Source organism: Chitinophaga sp. (genome assembly GCF_019236475.1).
Taxonomy (GTDB): Bacteria; Bacteroidota; Bacteroidia; order Chitinophagales; family Chitinophagaceae; genus Chitinophaga.
This window is the reverse complement of the sequence record NZ_JAFAIX010000012.1, coordinates 647,913-669,690: the sequence shown is the minus strand read 5'-3', so window position 1 is coordinate 669,690 and position 21,778 is coordinate 647,913. Positions and strand designations below refer to the sequence as shown.

Sequence of the window (21,778 nt, the reverse complement as noted above, 5' to 3'; positions counted from 1 at the left end):
AATAAAAAAGCACAGCCACTAAGACTGTGCTTTCATTTAACACTATCATTCACTCAACTATGGCTTATTCTGCTTCTGCCACTACTTCTTTCACCTCAGGGATCATACGTTTCATCATGCCTTCGATACCGGCTTTCAGCGTGATCATTGAAGATGGGCAGCCTGAGCAGGAACCCTGTAACATCAGTTTCACCGTACCGTCGTGATAATCTTTGAACTGGATAGCACCGCCATCCATTTCTACGGCTGGTTTAACATAGTTTTCCAACAGTTCCTTAATACGTTTTACCACATCGCTGTCATCCGCGCTCACTGTGTTGCTGGCCATAGCCTTAGTAACAACAACTTCTTCCTCATTCACAACAGGACGATTATCCTCCAGATATTCCTTCAGGAAGGCTTTAACGGTAGGGATAATATCATTCCAGTCTGTTTCACTGGTTTTGGTAAGCGTGATAAAATTAGCCATAATAAACACACCTCTGATGAATGGGAAACTGAACAGTTCCACTGCAAGCGGAGATGGTTTAGCACTGGCTTCATCCGGGAAATCAATACTCTTACCAGGATACAGGAGTTTGTTGGCAACAAACTTCATTGTTTCCGGGTTAGGAGTCATTTCCGTGTATATGCTGATAATGGGATTGCCTGTTTTAATCATTTTATCCATTTTTACCGAGCAAAGGTAACATTTTTAGGGGAGATTCTGACCCCAAAGCCCCTCTTTTACAATCGAATTTTACAATACCATTATAGGAAAAACCAATGAGTCGGCCCTGGCTGCAACCCAACTGTCAGTGAATCCCATATCCACCCAGCTTTCACAAATATTAAATAAAATCAACATTTATTTATTCCACATCCTATATTACTTTTGTACTATGCAAACAGTAAAAATGCTAAAAGCACGCAAACGCATTGCGTTAATTGCTCACGACCACAAAAAAGCCGAATTGATAGAATGGGCCACCTACAACAAGACTGTCTTGAGTCGGCATGAGCTGTACGCCACCGGCACAACGGGCAAGCTGATTGAAGAAGCCTTGGACGTATCTGTTCGCAAATTGTTGAGCGGCCCTCTCGGCGGCGACCAACAAATCGGAGCCCTGGTAGCGGAAGGCGCCCTGGATGTAATTATCTTCTTCTGGGACCCAATGGAAGCCCTACCTCATGATCCGGATATCAAAGCCCTCCTCCGTTTAGGCGTGGTATGGAATATCCCTATCGCGAACAATCGCTCTACGGCAGATTTCCTATTGACATCACCACTGATGCACCAGGATTATGAGGTGATCCTGCCCGACTATTCTCAATACCTCGGCAGAAAAGTGTAACCGCATCTGCCTTTATAAATTTCCCGCATTACAATCATCCTTCAGTTTTTTTCCGTACTTTATTATTTAAAGTATAGGGAATGAGATTGTTATGTTCTGTTTTTACCTTCCTTTTGTGGATAACTACAACGAGTAATGCCCTTGCCCTGCAAGACTCTACACGTACCGCCAAATCTGCCGCCGTTGATTCTCAATTGGTAATCACTACATCTGTACTGCGGGAAACAGATTCGCTCATGAGAGCGGATTCCCTGGAGAAACTGGCGCTCATCAATGAAATCACCAGCCTGAAAGCGGGCAATGATGCGCGCAAAAAGGAACTGTTAAGTCGATTATCTGCCTTTGAACAGGCCGATTCCCTAAAAAAAGTACGGCAAATCCAGCGAATCCGGGAACTGAAAGCTATTTCCTCCGCCATTCCTGTCAAACCATTCGAGGATACGCTGTTTTACATTTATAATAAGATCGGCCCATTGTCGCCGAGTGAAAGAGCGGCCAATATCGAGCATAAAATACAACACCTGGGCGATGATCCCTTGTTCGTAGCCGATTCCATCAGAATGGTGCCCAATGAAAATAACCTCGACGTTACCTACGGCGAAATGATTTTGTTTACTATCACCAGCGACGACGCCCTTTGGCTCGAACAGGACAAATCGCAGATCGCCAAACATTACATCTCCCAAATCGATACTGCTGTTGCAAAATATAAAGAAGAAAATAGCTGGAAATCCTTGTTCATAAGGATCGCACTACTGTTGCTAATAGTAATAGTATTTGCAGGCATCGTATACTTGATCAATCGGCTATTTAGAAGAATCAGATTGCGTATCCTGCAACGAAAAGATCGTTATTTCCGTGGCATGAAAGTGAAAGGTTATGCTGTATTCAACCCGGAAAAACAACTTCACGTTACTTTCAATGTGCTAAAGGTGATCCGCATTATCGTGATCTTGCTGGTTTTGTACATCACGCTGCCAGTGGTTTTCAGCATCTTCCCCTGGACAAAAGGCATTGCAGAAACACTAATTACCTGGACCCTCACACCGCTGAAGGCCATGATTATGGGCGTGGTATCGTATCTCCCGAAATTATTAACGATACTGGTCATCTACATCGTGGTAAGATATCTCGTGAAACTTGTCAATTACCTCTCCAAAGAAGTGGCCACCGGAAACCTTGTCATTAGAGGATTCTATGCCGATTGGGCACAGCCAACAGCCAGCGGTATAAAATTTTTACTCTATGCATTCATGTTTGTGGTCATCTTCCCATATCTACCTGGATCGGATTCCAAAATATTCCAGGGCGTATCGGTATTCTTAGGGATTTTGTTTTCATTGGGATCTTCCTCCGCCATATCCAATATCATAGCGGGTTTTGTGATCACTTATATGCGACCGTTTAAAATCGGCGATAAAATCAGGCTAGGAGATATTGCGGGAGAAGTGATCGAAAAAACATTGCTGGTCACACGTTTACGCACGGTTCATAACGAAGAAATCACCGTTCCAAACGCCAGCATCCTCAATGGACATACGATCAATTATTCTACTTCCAGCCAGGAACTCGGACTGGTACTGCATACAACTATCACCATTGGCTATGATGTACCATGGACTACGGTGCATGAATTGTTGATAAATGCAGCGAAAAAAACAGCAGGTGTTTCGGAAGACAACAAACCCTTTGTCCTGCAAACCAGCCTTAATGATTTCGCTGTAGCGTATGAAATCAATGCTTACACCCATCACCCTGAAAGCATGGGTCAGATTTATTCTGATTTGCATCAACATATCCAGGATGAATTCAATAAGGCAGGCGTGGAGATTATGTCGCCGCATTATTATGCACACCGTGATGGCAATCATTCTACCATTCCATCAGACCACTTACCAAAGAACTATGAAGCACCCGAATTTGGGGTAAAAATGAACCGGAAAGAATAGCGGATTTAACAGTATTTAAACTAATAATCAAATAATTAAGTACGGGTCCCATACGTTTTGCTATTTTCGCATTTTATGGATTAAAGTAAGGCAGATGTTGAAGCAATTTATCGCTGGCGTAATTTGCTGGTTAGTTTTTATGCACCAGGCTTGGGCACAATTACCGCCCAAGAGGGAAATGAGAGCCGTTTGGGTAGCAACGGTGGAGAATATTGATTGGCCTTCCAGGAGAGGATTGAGCACAGATCAACAAAAACAGGAATTCATTTCCATCATCAATGAAGCGCAGCGTAACGGCATGAATGCCATCGTGGTGCAGGTAAGACCTGCTGCCGATGCGTTCTATTTGTCGCCATACGAGCCATGGTCAGAGTATCTTACAGGTACGCAGGGGCAAGCGCCTTCTCCTTACTATGATCCGCTGGCATTTATGATTGAAGAAGCACATAAACGAGGTATGGAGTTTCATGCCTGGTTTAATCCATATCGTGCAGTCTTCAACGTTAGCCGTAGCAGTGTATCCGCCACACATATCACTCGTCAGAAACCGCAGTGGTTCCTCACTTACGACGGTAAGAAATATTTTGATCCAGGCATTCCAGAAGTACGGGATTATGTCACTTCCATTATTAAAGATGTAGTAAAGCGATATGATGTCGACGCGATTCACTTCGACGATTATTTTTATCCATATCGCGTGCCAGGCAAGGAGTTCCCGGATAACAACTCTTACCGGATGTATGGCGGCAATATGAACAAAGATGATTGGCGCCGTGCTAATGTCGATGCTATCATCAATATGTTGAGTAAAGCCATCAAAGCGGAAAAGCCTTATGTAAAGTTTGGTATCAGTCCTTTCGGTGTTTGGCGTAACCGCGACCGTGATCCGGAAGGATCCTATACACGCGGTGGCATGTCCAATTACGATGACCTCTACGCGGATGTGGTGAAATGGCTCAAAAATGGTTGGATTGACTACGTAACCCCACAACTGTATTGGGAAAGAGGTCACCGACTGGTAGCTTATGAAATCCTGCTCAACTGGTGGAGTCAACATGGCTATGGCCGTGATGTTTATATTGGTCATGGTGTTTATAAAATCAATAGCAATGCCATCTGGAAAAATCCGAATGAGGTTCCACGTCAGATAGAAGAAGCCCGTACACTCAATACTGTACAGGGAAGTTTCTTCTACAGTGCTAAATCATTCATGGGCAATCCACTGGGAATAGAGGACACCTTGCGCAATCACCTGTATAAATACCCTGCGCTCAGACCTACCATGTCCTGGCTGCCGGACACTGCGCCAGACGCTCCTTATTTCAATGATGCGATAGAACGCAGCACCGGACTGGAAATCCGCTGGTCTGACGGCGATACCCTACAACATACCACCCAGTATGTATTGTATCGATTCGAAGAGAATCAAGCCATTAACCTAACCGACCCTACGAAAATCATCGCCATCGTACAGCAAACATCAGATCCAATGTTCATCGATGTTTCTTATGTAAAGGGGAGAAGGTATACTTATGTAGTAACAGCACTGGACAGGCTCCAGAATGAAAGCCTGTCCAGCAATCCTATGCGCATCAGTCCTGGTGTTAAAACCAGGTTTGATTTCGAATAGAGATATATTATTACCGGTGCGTTTAGAAAATAAATGCACCGGTTTCCATATCAATAGCTTTCCCGCTCCACGTACCTATATTCTGCCCCAATGCTCACTCCTTCCAATAAATTCCCCTCCAAAACGAGCACAGGCAATCTCTTCTAATCTTCTCATGTGGATAAATTCTTTTTCACCTGGGCCTGGAGCCGGCACCGCATTCTTTTTTCAAAAAAATCAAATCAAACGGCGATCAATTTTCAATTTTTCTAAATTTTATGCCTATAACAATAATTTGTATAAAAAATACGGCATTCTATTAGTATCTTTAAACCGTTCCCGAGAAATATCGTACACCATCACCCACGGCGCAAGTCACCTGGGAAAAGTGTGCCTAAGAATAAAATCTAAACTAAATGGACGAAGTGAGACAAACGCATGGTTTATACCGCCCTGAATTTGAACATGATGCCTGCGGAACAGGTTTTACCGCTCATATCAAAGGGCGTAAATCCCACCAGATTATAAGTGATGCGCTGACCATGTTGGAAAACATGGAACACCGCGGTGCTTGCGGATGTGAGCAAAACACTGGAGATGGTGCCGGTATTCTGTTTCAAATGCCGCATGAATTTCTGTACGATGAGTGTCTGAAACAAGGAATTCGTCTGCCTGAATTTGGAAAGTACGGTGTGGGAATGGTCTTCTTCCCTAAAGAACCCCGTTGGCGTGAAGAATGCCGCGAAATCCTTCAGCGCAGTGCCGAAAAACTGGGCCTGGAAATCCTGGGGTATCGTAAAGTACCGGTACGTCCGGATGGCATCGGAGAAAGTGCGCTTTCTGTAGAACCAGAAATCGAACAAGTATTTATTGCCTGTCCTTATCATATCAGTGATCCGGAAATTTTTGAACGCAAACTTTTTGTATTGCGTAATTATATTTCCAAAACAGTGCGTAATACTGTTCCTAAGGATAAAGCACTGTTCTATATTGCTTCACTCTCGTATAAAACGATTGTATATAAAGGTCAGTTGACCACCTACCAGGTACGTCATTATTATACAGACCTTTCTGATGAGAAGATGGTATCTGCCTTCGCCCTCATCCACTCTCGCTTTGCGACCAATACTTTCCCTAGCTGGCGCCTAGCGCACCCTTACAGGTATATCGCTCACAATGGTGAGATCAATACCCTGAAAGGTAACCTCAACTGGTTGCGCGCAGGAGAAAGAGACTTTGTGTCTAAATATTTCTCCCAGGAAGAAATGGAAATGCTACTGCCTATCGTAGAAGAAGGCCAGTCAGACTCCGCCAGCCTGGATAACGTGATCGAACTGCTGACCCTCACCGGCCGTAGCCTGCCACATGTAATGATGATGCTGGTACCGGAGGCGTGGGATGGTAATGAAGACATGGACCCTGTCAAGAAAGCATTCTACGAATATCATGCTTCCCTGATGGAACCATGGGATGGTCCGGCTTCTATTTCTTTCACCGATGGTAAAATTATCGGCGCTACGCTGGATCGTAACGGTCTGCGTCCAAGCCGCTTCGTTGTAACCAAGGACGATCGTGTAATCATGGCTTCTGAAGCTGGTGTATTACCAATCGATCCAAAAAATATCAAAGAAAAAGGCCGCCTGCAACCAGGTAAAATGTTCATCGTGGACATGGACCAGGGCCGCATCATCGGCGATGAGGAACTGAAGCAGCAAATCTGCTCCCAGCAACCTTATGGCGAATGGCTGAATAAATATAAAATCCGTCTGGAAGAACTGCCTGAACCACGCGTTACTTTTTCGCATCTGGAACATGAGCAGATATTCAAATACCAGCGTGCTTTTGGATATACTACGGAAGATCTCAGCACCATTATTGCGCCAATGGCCATCGATGGTAAGGAGCCTGTAGGGTCCATGGGTACAGATGCGCCACTGGCTGTTCTCAGTAACCAGCCGCAGCATCTCTGCAACTATTTCAAACAACTGTTTGCACAAGTAACCAATCCGCCTATTGATCCTATCAGGGAAAGACTGGTAATGTCGCTGGCTACTTATGTGGGAAATAACGGTAACCTGCTGGATGAGAATCCATTGCATTGCCATGGTGTGGCATTGCGCCATCCGATTCTCAACAACCATGAGTTGGAAAAAATCCGTAGCATAGATACAGGTTTATTCCAGGCTAAAACCCTGCAAACCTATTTCAAAGCGGATGGCAAACCAGGTTCCCTGGAGAAAGGTTTGGCCAGATTATGCCGCTATGCAGTGGATGCAGTGGAAGATGGTTTCGAGGTAATTATCCTCTCTGACCGTGCTATTGACTCTGAACACGCCGCTATTCCTTCTGTATTGGCTGCTTCGGCAGTACACCACCACTTGATCCGTAAAGGGTATCGTGGCCAGGTGGGACTGATCGTTGAAGCCGGCGATGTATGGGAAGTACATCATTTTGCTTGCCTGTTGGGCTTTGGCGCTACTGCCGTCAATCCTTACCTGGCACTCAGCACTATCCGCGATATGAAAATCGGCGGTAAGCTGGATACAGATCAGGATGTGGATAAACTGAAAAAGAATTATATCAAAGCTGTTTGCGACGGCCTGTTGAAAGTATTCTCCAAAATGGGAATCTCTACATTGCAGTCGTACCAAGGTGCACAGATCTTCGAAATTCTGGGTATCAGTCAGTCTGTGGTAGATAAATACTTCACCGGTGCTGTATCCCGTATCCAGGGCCTGACAGTGGATGATATCGCACGGGAAACGCTGGCTAAACACTGGATGGGTTACGGTCGTAAAGAAACACCAGTACAGCGTCTGACAGAAGGAGGCGTTTATCAATGGAAACGCAAAGGCGAATTCCACCTCTTCAATCCAAATACCATTCACCTGCTGCAATTGGCTACCCGTATGGGCGATTATAGCACGTTTAAAAAATATTCCAAAGCAGTAAACGACCAAAGCGAAAAAGCATGTACACTCCGCAGTATGTTTTCGTTTAGGCGTACCCGTCCGTCTATCTCCATTGAGGAAGTAGAACCGGCAACGGATATCCTGAAGCGTTTCGCTACAGGCGCTATGAGCTTTGGCTCTATCTCTCACGAAGCACACTCCACACTGGCTATTGCAATGAACCGCATCGGTGCAAAAAGCAATACCGGCGAGGGTGGGGAAGATGAGATCCGTTATGAGCAGCTCCCTAACGGCGACTCTATGCGCTCTGCTATCAAACAGGTGGCCAGCGCCCGTTTCGGGGTGACTAGCTACTACCTGACCAATGCAGATGAACTGCAAATTAAAATGGCCCAAGGTGCAAAACCTGGGGAAGGCGGTCAACTGCCAGGACATAAAGTGGACGACTGGATTGCGAAAGTAAGACACTCCACTCCAGGCGTAGGGCTGATCTCCCCACCACCTCACCACGATATCTATTCTATCGAGGATCTGGCTCAGCTCATCTTTGATCTGAAAAATGCAAACCGCGCTGCCCGTATCAGTGTGAAACTGGTATCCAAAGCAGGTGTAGGTACCATCGCTGCGGGTGTGGCCAAAGCGAAAGCAGATGTAGTATTGGTATCCGGATTCGATGGCGGTACCGGTGCATCACCTATCAGCTCCATTAAACATGCTGGTCTGCCTTGGGAATTAGGTCTTGCTGAGTCTCATCAAACACTCGTTCGTAATAAACTCCGCAGTCGCGTGGTATTACAAACAGATGGTCAGTTGAAAACCGGCCGCGATATCGCTATCGCAACGCTCCTGGGTGCAGAAGAATGGGGTGTGGCTACTGCTGCACTGGTGGTAGAAGGCTGTATCATGATGCGTAAATGCCATGTGAACACTTGCCCTGTAGGCGTGGCTACACAAGATCCAGAACTGCGCAAACGCTTTACTGGAGATCCTCAGCACGTAGTAAACCTATTCAACTACCTGGTAGAAGAACTGCGTGAAATCATGGCCGAACTGGGCTTCCGTACCGTAAATGAAATGGTTGGACAGGTAGATACCCTGCAACTGCGTGAAGATATCACCAACTGGAAAACAACTAAACTGGATCTGTCTCCAATCCTGTATAAAGAACCGGCTGCTGCTGAAACAGGCCTCTACAAACAGGAAGAACAAGATCATGGTATCAGGGAAGTGCTGGATTGGCAGTTGCTGAAAGCGGCACAACCTGCACTGGAAAAGAAAACCCGTGTATTCCAACAGTTCAATGTTAAAAATACTGACCGTACTATCGGTACCATTTTATCAAACGAAATCTCAAAACGCTACAAGAGCGAAGGTCTTCCTGAAGATACCCTTCACTTCAAATTCGTTGGTTCCGCAGGTCAGAGCTTTGGCGCATTTACCACCAAAGGTCTGACATTGGAACTCGAAGGGGAAGCAAATGACTACTTCGGTAAAGGATTGTCTGGATCTAAGCTGATCCTCTATCCGCAGGCAGAAGCGGGCTTCAAAGCAGAAGACAACATCATCGCCGGAAACGTTTGTTTCTATGGCGCTACTTCCGGAGACGCCTATATCCGCGGTAAAGCAGGGGAACGCTTCTGCGTTCGTAACTCCGGCGCTACCGTTGTAGTAGAAGGAGTGGGCGATCACGGATGTGAATACATGACCGGCGGACGCGCGGTGATACTGGGTGAAACCGGTCGCAACTTCGGTGCCGGTATGAGCGGTGGTATCGCTTTTGTCTACGATGTGAAAGGAAATTTTGCCAACCATTGCAATCGCGATATGATCGACCTCGATCCACTGGATCAGGAAGATGTAGCTGCACTGCAAGACTTGATTACTAAACATCACGCCTACACGAACAGTTCCGTGGCGAAATTTATCCTGAAAGACTGGGAAAATCAGCTACGTCACTTTGTGAAAGTATTCCCTAAAGAATACAAGGCAGCTTTGAAAGCAGGTAAATCAATCAGTCAGAAAGTAGGCAGATAGTATCAGTAACAATTAACATGCATTATCAACATGGGTAAACCTACAGGATTCCTGGAATTTACACGCGAAATGCCGGGGAAATCAGATCCACGGGAAAGGGTGAAGCATTATAACGAGTTTGTAGAACGCTACCCTGAAAATAAATTGAACCAGCAGGCTGCTCGCTGCATGAACTGCGGCGTGCCCTTCTGTCACAGCGGATGCCCGCTGGGAAATGTCATTCCTGAATTCAACGATGCCGTTTATCGTCAGGATTGGCAGGATGCATATGACATTCTCACTTCTACCAATAACTTTCCGGAATTTACCGGCCGTATCTGCCCTGCACCTTGCGAAAGCGCTTGTGTACTCGGTATCAATCAGCCACCCGTAGCTATTGAAGAAATTGAAAGACATATTATTGAAGTGGCCTTCGATAAAGGGTTGGTACAAGCCAAGACCCCAAGAGTGCGCACTGGTAAAAAAGTTGCAGTGGTAGGTTCCGGTCCTGCTGGAATGGCCGCTGCTGCACAGTTGAACTATGCCGGTCACCAGGTAACCGTGTTTGAAAGAGACGATGCTCCCGGAGGATTACTCCGCTACGGCATTCCTGACTTCAAATTGGAAAAATGGGTGATAGAACGTAGAGTGAAACTGATGGAAGAAGAAGGTGTTGTCTTCCAATGCAATACTAATATAGGCGTTGACGTTAGTGCCAATGATCTGTTGAGAGAATTCAACGCAGTAGTACTGGCAGGTGGTTCCACCATTCCACGTGATTTAAACATCCCTGGCAGAGAATTGAAGGGCGTACATTTTGCGATGGACTTCCTCAAGCAACAGAATAAACGCGTTGCTGGCAGAGCAGTGGAAGGCCAGGATATTTTGGCAACCGGTAAAAATGTAGTAGTTATAGGTGGGGGAGACACGGGGTCCGACTGTGTGGGCACCAGCAATCGTCATGGCGCAGTGAGCATTACGCAACTGGAACTGCTGCCAAAACCTCCAGGTGAACGTACGGATTACATGCCTTGGCCTACTTATCCAATGGTGCTCAAAACCTCCTCTTCTCACGAAGAGGGCGCCAACCGCCAATGGGCTATCGCTACCAAAGCATTTATTGGTGACGATAACGGCAACCTGAAAGCACTCCGCCTTGTAGACTTGCAATGGTCTCTTGGTGCGGATGGCCGCCCGGCAAAATTCACCGAAGTTCCAGGTTCAGAAAGAGATATTCCATGCGAATTAGCACTCCTAGCGATGGGCTTTGTACACCCACAGCACAGCGGTATGCTAGATCAACTGGAAGTTGAAAAAGACGAAAGAGGCAATGTAAAAGCTTCTGAAAAGACATACCTGACATCCATTCCTAAAGTGTTCGCTGCCGGCGATATGCGCCGCGGTCAATCACTGGTGGTATGGGCCATAAGCGAAGGACGCGAGTGTGCGAGGAAAGTGGATGAATTCCTTATGGGCACTTCCCAACTGGAAAGCAAAGACCATTCGTTACAGGCCATGGCCCTGTAACCAGCAGAGATCCCAGATCTCTTGCCCGTCTTAATCATATTTAACTTTTCTCATAAGCAGGTTTAGATTTTGTTGTAACCTTCAGTCGGGCCGGGTCTTTACCCGGCCTTTTACTTTATATCTCCCCAAATCTCCCCCTACAGATATAATTCCTGTTTCAGTAGAAAAAATCCGCCTATTCAGCTATTTCCACTTTTCAATACCCCAGCACTGGATTACTTTAGATCATGATGAAAAAGCTGTGTTTATTGTGTATCGTATTGCTTTCTCTAGGTGCAAGCGCCCAGGAGAAAAGCAACGATGTCAACCCAAACGACCTGATCATCTACGCCCAAACCTTTAAAAGAGGCCTCTACAAGACCTTTAGGGATTTCCAGACCAATAACCCCTCAGAAGATGGGGACCTGGCCATTAAAGACCGCAGCAATGCCGCACAGATGTATCTCCTGGCCAGCAAAAACGAGCTGGTCCTCCGAGATGGCAGCGGGGAGCATAAGGTAAAGGATTACTGGGGCTACTGCGATGGCATTAATATCTATGTGCGGGACAATGGCCTGAATAAAATCCTCGAAACCGGGTATTACTGCATCTATCGGCAACAAGGTTTGCAATCTTCCCGCAATTATTACAACTCTGCTGATATGACCGTTGCGGCCCTCCGCACTCCGGTGCAGCTCATAAAAGTTATTAACATTCTTACCGGCGAAATATTCGAGTTATCCGCCTATAACCTCCGAAAATACATCCTACCCCAAGACGAACAACTACTGGAAGAGTTCCGGTCTGATAAAGAAAAAAAGGATAAACTACTCTGGTATATACGTCGTTTTAATCAGCGAAATAAGCCATCTGTCTGACTTTTTGCCCCTTCTCCGCAAAAAAAAGTATGCCCGTTACCGTATTTAACGTATCCTTGCACAGCGTCATAACCCTGTGCCCAGGTACGAATTTTGTAACGCCCACTAGTGTTCGGATACAATCCCGTTTTTAGAGTAAACTAATAAACGCCCTGGCGCGTTTTAATTCTGTAATTTATATACCCGAAAACTCACGTGACAGAACCAGAAGAAACCGGAGAAAATCGCGGCCGCCCCTGGTGGAAATGGCTTTTATGGATTATTGTAGCGGTGCTGCTGTTGCCCGTTATGTTGCTGCTATTGCTCCAGATAGACGGAGTACAGAACTATATCCGCCAACAAGGCGAGTCCTATCTGCAAAAGAAACTGAATACCCGTATTAAAATAGGTTATCTCCGCGCCAGAGGATGGCAATATCTCGAACTCAAAGACGTATACGTGGCAGATACCACCAATCAGCCCCTATTTTATTCAGGTACACTGAAGGTGCACTATAATCTCCTTTCCCTACTTAGCAATGATCTGAAAATTGATAAGCTGGAATGGGATTCGGTACTGGTAAACGCTTATCGCCTGAACGATTCTACGTTCAACTACCAGTTCGCCATTGATGCTTTCGTAAAACCAGGACCCAAAAAGGATACCCTCAACACATCCACTGGTACCACCTTACAGTACCTGCTGAAAGATATTTCGCTGAAGCAATTCCGCATTAGATACGAAGACCTCCCAGGAGGAATGGATGCCGTACTCACCTGGAAAGAAATTCACCTCGATCCGGATGACCTCCTCGTTGAGGATGGTGTGTACTCCTTCAGAGGAATTGACGTGGATGGCCTCAAAGGTTACTTCCGGCAATACTATAATCCGTCGAAAGTGGCCGCTGCAGCGCCCCCTCCTGAACCGAAAGATACCAATGCCGTTTCACTACACCTCCTGCTGAAAAAACTCACTATCAACAATAGTAGCTTCCTTTTTAGCAGCGACGCGATCGGCATTTCCACCGCCTGGACAATTGGTAAACTAACATTACTGAACTCCAGCCTGGACCAGGATTCCACCCATATCCAGGTGGGAGACTTAAAAGTGCAGTATACAGGCGGTGTAGTTGCACTCATGCCAGGCAAGGATAAAACGCCTCCTCCTCCAGATACCACGCCCAATACCTGGACGGTAGCGGCTACACAGGTTCACCTGGACAGGCTCGCTGTTCGTTATGACAACGGCGCTCCACCGCCAAAGGCCGCTGGCCCTAATCCGGACTATAATCACCTTTTCCTCAGCAATATCAATACGCATATTGCCAATGTGAAATATTCTCCAGATACTATCAGCGCGGCACTGAAATCAATGACGCTCCACGATTGGTCAGGGTTTACGATCAAAAAGGCCAATATGGATGTGGTATTTACACCACAAAGCCTTTCCCTGAACAACTTCCTGGTACAAACCAATAAAAGTACACTCCGAAAAGACATAACCGTTACCGTGCCCTCCTGGGCAGATGCCAGTAAAGACCTGGATAAAATCGGGCTAGATGCCAATCTGGACTCTATTACCGTGGCCCTGGGCGAATGGCTGGGATTTGTACCGGATGCTCGAAAAAACAAATACTTCAATCCGCTATGGGATAAAGAGCTAACGTTATCGGCTATATTAAAAGGAAATCTTGGCCTGCTGAATATTAGGGACCTGTACGTAAATGACCACATTGGCAATCTGATCAAGATGAGCAATGGCCAGGTCAACCATGCAGCGAATCCTGATAAACTGAACGTCAACCTAACCGGACTTTATATCCAATCTGGCAACAAACCCCTCCGCGCTTGGTTACCCGCCGGCACGCTACCAGATACGCCACGTATTCCAGAGAAATTCCAGATTACAGGCTCCTTCTCTGGCGGTATGAAGGATATGAACACTAATGTTCAGTTAAGAAGCGACTATGCGAACGCAGATATAAAAGCTCGACTTATCAACATTACCGATAGTCTGCGCAGCTCCTACAATATCAACATTCCTTACATGCATATCCATATGGGCAAACTCCTGCTAGACACAACTTACGGTTGGGTTAATGGCAGCATGAGTGCTACCGGTCAGGGATATACGTTAAAAGGCATGATTGCCCGCGCCACAGCACAACTTAGCGACGCTTACTATAAGGGCTATACATACCACGATATCTCTGTTGCCGGTGATATCAATAAAGGCGTTTTCCGCGCCCATGGGGAAAGTGCAGACACCAGTATCACTGCTACTTTCCAAGTGGAAGGAGCCTTATCTGATACAGGTCTCCAAAACTTCCATACGGATATGGAAATCGCGAAAGCGGATCTATATACTACTCACTGGTATACCAAGCCACTTACCCTGATGGGCAATGTGCATGCGGAATTTACCAGCATCGACCCACAGCGAATAGAAGGAAACGCTTTTCTCACGCAATGGAAAATCCAAACGGCAGACAATATCATCCCGCTGGATACCGTAGCCCTCATCGCGAAACACACAGATCAACAATATATCGATCTCAAAACACCGATGGGTGTTATCAATTCCTGGGGACAATTCGATTACACCAAAATTGGCGCTGCGTTCTCCATGATAATGGCAAAACCGCTACAGCCAATGGATACTGCGAAACTGATCATTCCTCCTGCGGGTCAGTCATTGGCATGGTCCGGCTCCCTCGTATGGCCGAGGAGTCTGCATGACTTGGCGCCTACCTTACGGATAGATGAGCCTTTGGTATTTAGCGGCCGCCTCAACAGCGATAGCAGCCTGCTGACATTCCAAGCGCATGCTCCTAAAATCAATTACGATTCCCTCCAGGTAGACAGTCTAGCTATCAATGTTGCGATTCTTGATACTGCCCTCCAGGCAAAAGCTTCATTGGCACATCTGGCCCATCCAACGTTTCCGCTGCATCAAACCATGCTGACAGCGCGTGCGGATACTGGTTTAGTGAATTTTGATTTGGTACTGCATGATATTCGAAATAAGCCGAAATATCAACTGGGCGGCTATGTAGACTTTCTCCCTGATAACATCATGAAACTGTCTATTAAGCCCGGACTATTGTTGAATTACCAACAATGGGCGGTAGATAGAGACAATATGTTACGATTGAAAAATCATTTCCCTGATTCTGCCAATATCCGGCTATCACAGGGCCATCAATCCATTCATCTCGTAACACAACAGGATACTTCCGCAACACCAGCGGTATTATTGAAAATACAAGACTTCCAGCTCTCTACGATAACAGCCATGCTGTCTTCAGATACGCTACTGGCAAATGGTTTGCTGAATGCAGATGCTAATGTACGTAACTGGAATACCTCCCCAATTATCGATGCGAAACTGCGGATTGATAGTCTGACCGTCAAGAATGCGCCTGTGGGCACATTGACGGCACAAGTCAACAATCCTGTTCCCAATGAATATAAACTGGATGCGGCACTTTCAGGCCCTGATAATAATGTCACGCTTACAGGCACATACGATTCTACATTACAGGCGCACGTTGCCATTGAGAAGCTGAGTATGAAAACAGTGGAGCCGTTTACTTTCGGAAGTATGCACAATATGTACGGAACCGCGTCTGGTATCTTTGATATCACAGGAACCACAGCAGCGCCGAAAGTGATAGGGGAAATGCATTTCTCCCAGGCAGGTGGTGTGGTATCTCTTCTCGGTAACAACCTGCATCTGCCGGATGAAACGATCATCATGGATGATAAAGGCATTCAATTCAATAACGTGGTGATTGCCGATAGTCTCAATGATGAAATGGTGATGACAGGCCGCATTAATACACGTGATTACTCCCGTTTCTTCTTCAACCTGGATGTAAATGCAGATAACTTTATGGCACTGGGCCCTCAGCAAAATAACACCCAATGGCTGTATGGTCCAGCATACGTAGATAGTAAGATCAAAATCCGCGGCACACTGGATCTTCCTCGTATAGATGCAAATGTAACGTTGCGGGATAAATCCAATATCACGGTTATCCTTCCGCATGACGAACCCGGCCTCGCGGATAGGGAAGGAGTAGTGGAATTTGTGGATATGAGCAATCCAATAGACTCCGCGCTGTTAGCGAAAAAAGATTCCCTGAAATATGGTAATCCTCGTTTGAGAGGCATTAATTTTTCCGGTAACATAGCGGTTACACCTGCATCCACCATCAAAATTGTAATCGACAGTCAGAATGGAGATTACGTACAGGCGAAAGGTACTGCCAATATCCAAGCCACACTGGATCCAAGCAGTAAGATGAGTTTGACTGGCCGTTATGAAATTGAAGAAGGTAAGTATGAGTTGTCGCTCAACCAGCTCATCAAACGCTCCTTTGATATTCAGAAAGGCAGTTATATTTCCTTCAGCGGAGACGCCATGGACGCTGATTTGAACATCACCGCCAAATACACGGTGAATGCACCAGCGATAGACCTGGTACAAGATCAGTTGGGAAATATGAGTCAGGAAGACAAAAATCGCTATAAACAACGGATACCTTTTGAAGTATACCTGATGATCAAAGGCAACCTGAAAAAGCCTGATATCAGCTTCCAACTGGACATGCCAGAGCGGGAAAGAAATGATTTCAATGGTGCGCCATACAATCGTATCAAACAGATCAACCAGGTGCCGTCTGAACTGAATAAGCAAGTAATGGGCTTACTGGTGTTGAATACCTTCATTCCGGATGATCCTACCAGTACGTTGGATAATAGCGGTGGTGGCATTGGTCAGGCCGCTCGGAATAGTGTAAGTAAGATCCTTTCTCAACAACTAAATAATCTGGCCGGCAATCTTATCAAAGGGGTAGATCTGAATTTCGACCTACAGAGCAGGGAAGATTATTCCACCGGCTCTGCACAGGAACAAACCAATTTGAACATCGGCGCTTCCAAGAACCTGTTCAATAATCGTTTAACCGTTTCCGTTGGATCAAATATTATGCTCACTGGCAATACACAGAATGCCAGTTCATTGATAGGAGATATTTCTGTTGACTACAAACTCACCAAAGACGGCCGTTACAGGGTAAGAGTATACCAGCGGAATGATAATCAGTCAGTCATTGAAGGACAGTTGGTAGAAACAGGCATCGCATTTATGCTGGTGGTGGATTATGAAGAGTTTAGAGAGATATTCCAGCGCTCCAAAACAAAAACAGAGCAGAAGAAACTACGTACAAATTCCCAAAAGAAGAGTAACAATAAGAATGCATCGGATAAATAGTCATATCATCACCTGGTTCTGCTGTTGCATGGTATACCTTGTAATCAGCTCCTGTAGCACAACACGCTCTGTGCCGGAAGGAGACCGATTGTATACTGGCAGCGAAGTAGTCTGGAAGAAAAAGAGGAAACCGAAAGATTACGCCTCTCTTTCCGAAGGTATGACCAAAAGAATACGGCCCATTAGGAACAAGCGTTTCCTGGGAATGCCAATTAAGTTGTGGTTATACAATTTGGGCCATGAACCCAAGCCTAAAGGCAAAGGGCTTAATTATCTCCTCCGTAAAAAATGGGGAGAACCACCAGTATTGTTGAGTCAGGCGAAACCAGATTATACCTCCAATGTATTGGAACAATACCTGGTAGATAATGGCTATTTCCAGGCAGATGTAACTTCAGAAGTAATTAATAAGGGAAGTAAAAAGGCGAAAATAAAGTATACAGCTACACCCAGACACCGCTACACGATTAACTTTGTAAAGTTCCTTACAGACAGCTCTGCTATTGGTAAAGCCATCGCTGCCACTACAGAAGAAAGCTCACTGATACCGGGCAAGCCATATTCATTAGATTCCATCAAAGCTGAACGGGAACGTATACACGCTGTTTTAAAAGAACACGGATACTATTACTTTACACCAGACTACATCATCGTACAAGCAGATAGCAACCAGAACGGTAAAGTGAACATGTATGTGAAAGTGAAGGAAAACACGCCAGCAGTGGCGATGCGCCCTTATAGGATGCGGGATATTATCCTCTATCCGGATTACTCCCTGGATGATTCTACTACCACCAAGGGTACGCCTGTCAACTACAAAGGAATATATATTGTCGATCCCGCGAAAAGATTCCGTCCGCTGGTATTCGATAAATCTGTGTTCTTGCGGCCTGATAGTTTATACCGACTCAGTTCCCACAATATCACCTTGCACCGTCTGATTAACCTGGGTACTTTCAAATTTATTAAAGGGCAATTCAGGGTGGTACGGGATACATCTCTGCATAACTTCGATGGTGGCAATCCTAATCAGCCGGATGGTGTACCAAGATTTACTACGGATACCAGCCGAAGAAACAGGAATAATAGTAATAGACCAGGGGGAGACACAACCCAATCTTTCCACAGAGATTCCTCCAGGGCTGGGTTTCAGAATACTTATGGCAACTATTTCGCTGCGGATAGTGGCTGGCTAGATGCCCGCTTATACCTGACACCTTATCAGCGTCGTTCTTTACAATCGGAATTACGTGGTACCTCCAAATCAAATGGATTTGTGGGTTCTCAAATAAAAATTACTGCTAAAAACCGTAACTGGCTGCATGCCGCAGATCTCTTAGAGGTCGGGCTTACAGGCGGTATGGAATGGCAAACAGGCAACAATGCTGGTGGCTCTAATTCCTATTCATTAGGGGCCGAGGTGGCAGTAACGATTCCTCGTTTCTGGACACCATTCGGTATTAACCCGCGTACACCTTATGTACCGCGTACACGTGTTAGCTTAAATTACGAACTGTACAGTCGATCTGATTTGTATAACCTGAACGCCTATACGGTGCAGTTACAATACTTGTGGCAGCGCACTAAAAATCTCAGCCACGCCTTCGCGCCGATTGCAGTAACTTATGTACTGCCAACAAAGACCACGGCTGCGTATGATAGTATTCTCAAAAATGATCCGAGTCAACGAGCAGCTATTTCCAAGCAGTTTATCCTGGGAGGTAACTATACGATTACTTACAATAACCTGAATCCAGCCAGAACGCATAGTTTTTATCTGAGTGGCAATCTGGATGTATCTGGTAACCTGGCGGGATTAATAGTGCCGAAAAAGGGAGACACGACCCGAAATATATTCGGTAACCCATTCGCACAATACGAGAGAATAACCCTCGAAGGCCGCCACTACTGGCAGCTTGGAAAGGGCAAGCAATGGGTAAACAGGTTGTACATGGGCTTTGGTTTCCCTTATGGCAATAGTGTGACTGGTGCTAGCAATTCCATGCCTTTTGTGAAACAATATTTCACGGGAGGTAGCAGTAGTATCAGGGCATTCCGGGCGCGTACCCTCGGACCAGGTTCTTATCATAACAAAGCAGTAGATACTACTTCATTACTAGCGAATGAAGCCGGAGATATCAAACTAGAATTAAACACCGAAGTACGACTTCACATCGCCAGTGTTTTCAATTTCGCAGCCTTTGTAGATGCAGGAAACGTTTGGCTATCCAGGCCAGATCCGGAAAAACCAGGTGGTGAATTTAAGGTGAATTCTTTCCTGAAGGATATTGCAGTAGGAGCAGGGGTGGGTCTACGCATAGATGCCTCTATTGTGGTGGTTCGTTTTGATCTGGCATTCCCACTGCGTGTTCCTTACTTGCCGGAAAATGAACGTTGGGTGATCAATCAAATCAACTTCGGAGATCCTGACTGGAGAAAGAAAAACCTGATACTGAATATCGCGATTGGATATCCGTTCTAAAGAAATGAAATCTTCTGCCTGTAAGAAAATTGCGTGACGTCTGTGACGTCACGCAATTTTTGTTATTTTTTTTTGATACCGCCTGTTATTTACAGCACATCTTTCAGATGTTTATAATTGGATTTAACCGCTTCAAATACATCTTCATAGCGGCCGCCTAAAATTAGTTTTCCCATCCACAAAGCGAAGCCTTTCATCTGACTGAGTTCAATTTTCGGTGGCATGGCCAGCGAACTAGGATTGGTAAAGATATTCACTAGTACAGGTCCGTTAGTATCCACCGCAGCGGCCAACACAGAAAATGCATCGTCAGGTTCTTTCAATGTGAATGTCATGAATCCCATTGCTGCGGCCACCGCTGCAAAATCTGGATTATGCATATCTGTCTGCCAATCGGGCAATCCAGCCACTTCCATTTCCAGCTTTACCATGCCCAATGACCTGTTGTTAAACACCATTACTTTCACGGGCAGATTGTATTGCCGGATCGTCATTAGATCGCCGAGTGTCATGGTTAATCCTCCATCACCGCATAGGGCGAATACTTCTCTTCCAGGATAAGCGAATGCTGCGCCGATTGATTGTGGCAGCGCATTGGCCATGGATCCATGATTAAAGGAACCCAGTAACACTCTTTTTCCGGTACCCTGCAGGTAACGGGCCGCCCATACATTCGTCATGCCGGTATCCACGGTAAAGATGGCGTCATCTGCCGCCACTTTATTGATGATACTAGCGATATATTCCGGTGAGATAGCCTCTTCTTTACCCTGATCTTCTACATAGGTTTGCAGTTTTTTATCTACTTCCTGGTGAAAGGCTAGCATAGTATCCAGGAAATCCCTTCCCCTTTTTTCTTCTAATAACGGCAACAGTGCCACGAGGGTATCACGGATATCTCCGCAGAGGCCCATTTCCATGTTAGCCCTGCGCCCTAATCGCTCTGGTTGAATATCAATCTGCACCAACTTCTTATCCTCCGGAATAAACGGCGTATAGGGGAAATCTGTTCCCAGCAATAAAACCACATCTGCTTCATGCATGCTCTTATATGCCGATGCAATTCCCAACAATCCCGTCATACCTACTTCGTTGGGATTATCGTATTGTATGCCCATTTTTGCCCTAAAAGAATAGGATACAGGCGCTTTTAACAGATGAGACAAGGCAACTACTTCATCATGTGCCATAGCCGCTCCTAAGCCACAATAAATGGCAATTCTTTCCGCTCCTTGTAGTAAAGCAGCCAATGCATGCAGTTCTTTATCAGATGGACGGACTATCGGCTGTGGCTGGTACACTCTCGTAGCAGTGAGTATTTCACTAGCGCCAGAGGCGGCCACGTCTCCCGGAATTCCTAATACTGCCACCCCTTTTCGGCTCACAGCATGTTGCAGGGCTGCCTGCAACATACGAGGCGCTTGCGCAGCGGTAGCAGCTACTTGGTTATAGCAACTGCAATCGTCAAACAGCTTGATGGTATTGGTTTCTTGGAAATAATTACTCCCAAATTCAGTGGTTTCGCAAGTGGAAGCCAAGGCGATTACGGGAGCGCCTGAACGATGCGCATCATACAATCCATTCACCAAGTGTACATGCCCTGGACCACTACTTCCGGCGCAACAACCAATGCCCAACAACTGTGCATCTGCTGCTGCGGCATAAGCGCCTGCCTCTTCATGCCGCACATGTACCCACTGTATACGTCCATCCCGCCTGACGGCATCGCTAATATGATTTAAACTATCGCCTGTTACTGCATAAATCCTTTTCACGCCAGCTTCTGCCAGCATTTCCACTATCTGATCAGCTACTAGTTTTGCCATAATGATACATTTT

10 protein-coding genes are annotated in these 21,778 nt (G+C 45.9%); 8 read left to right on the top strand and 2 right to left on the bottom strand.

What is annotated here, in order from left to right; all coding sequences use genetic code 11:
- Nucleotides 1–64: 64 nt before the first annotated feature.
- Complete coding sequence (locus JO154_RS18925; protein WP_291948407.1) at nt 65–661, bottom strand: NifU family protein; 597 nt, start codon at nt 659–661, stop codon at nt 65–67.
- Nucleotides 662–881: 220 nt separating this feature from the next.
- Between JO154_RS18925 and JO154_RS18920 the strand changes: the two genes are divergently transcribed.
- From JO154_RS18920 to JO154_RS18885, 8 genes are all read left to right on the top strand, one after another.
- Nucleotides 882–1,334 carry a methylglyoxal synthase gene (locus JO154_RS18920; RefSeq protein ID WP_291948405.1) on the top strand — a complete coding sequence of 151 codons (453 nt, stop codon included), beginning with the start codon at nt 882–884 and terminating at the stop codon, nt 1,332–1,334.
- A gap of 80 nt (nt 1,335–1,414) precedes the next feature.
- A complete protein-coding gene (locus tag JO154_RS18915) occupies nt 1,415–3,283 on the top strand; it encodes a mechanosensitive ion channel family protein (RefSeq protein WP_291948402.1) in 1,869 nt (622 codons plus the stop codon).
- Between the two features lie 94 nt (nt 3,284–3,377).
- Nucleotides 3,378–4,913, top strand: a complete 1,536-nt coding sequence (locus tag JO154_RS18910; RefSeq protein ID WP_291948400.1) for a family 10 glycosylhydrolase — start codon at nt 3,378–3,380, stop codon at nt 4,911–4,913.
- 395 nt (nt 4,914–5,308) lie between these two features.
- Nucleotides 5,309–9,838: a glutamate synthase large subunit gene (gltB, locus tag JO154_RS18905; protein ID WP_291948398.1), complete on the top strand. Its 4,530-nt coding sequence runs from the start codon at nt 5,309–5,311 to the stop codon at nt 9,836–9,838.
- Nucleotides 9,839–9,868: 30 nt separating this feature from the next.
- A complete protein-coding gene (locus tag JO154_RS18900; RefSeq protein ID WP_291948396.1) occupies nt 9,869–11,344 on the top strand; it encodes a glutamate synthase subunit beta in 1,476 nt (491 codons plus the stop codon).
- Nucleotides 11,345–11,571: 227 nt separating this feature from the next.
- A complete protein-coding gene (locus tag JO154_RS18895; RefSeq protein WP_291948394.1) occupies nt 11,572–12,201 on the top strand; it encodes a hypothetical protein in 630 nt (209 codons plus the stop codon).
- A 195-nt stretch (nt 12,202–12,396) separates the two neighbouring features.
- Nucleotides 12,397–17,457: a translocation/assembly module TamB domain-containing protein gene (locus JO154_RS18890; RefSeq protein WP_291948392.1), complete on the top strand. Its 5,061-nt coding sequence runs from the start codon at nt 12,397–12,399 to the stop codon at nt 17,455–17,457.
- Nucleotides 17,441–19,939, top strand: a complete 2,499-nt coding sequence (locus JO154_RS18885) for a BamA/TamA family outer membrane protein (protein ID WP_291948390.1) — start codon at nt 17,441–17,443, stop codon at nt 19,937–19,939. Before JO154_RS18890 ends, JO154_RS18885 begins: the two co-directional genes overlap by 17 nt.
- Before the next feature lie 89 nt (nt 19,940–20,028).
- Here the strand turns inward: JO154_RS18885 and JO154_RS18880 are convergent, their stop codons facing one another.
- On the bottom strand, nt 20,029–21,765 hold the full coding sequence (locus JO154_RS18880; protein ID WP_291948388.1) for a thiamine pyrophosphate-dependent enzyme: 1,737 nt from the start codon (nt 21,763–21,765) through the stop codon (nt 20,029–20,031).
- Nucleotides 21,766–21,778: the final 13 nt, after the last annotated feature.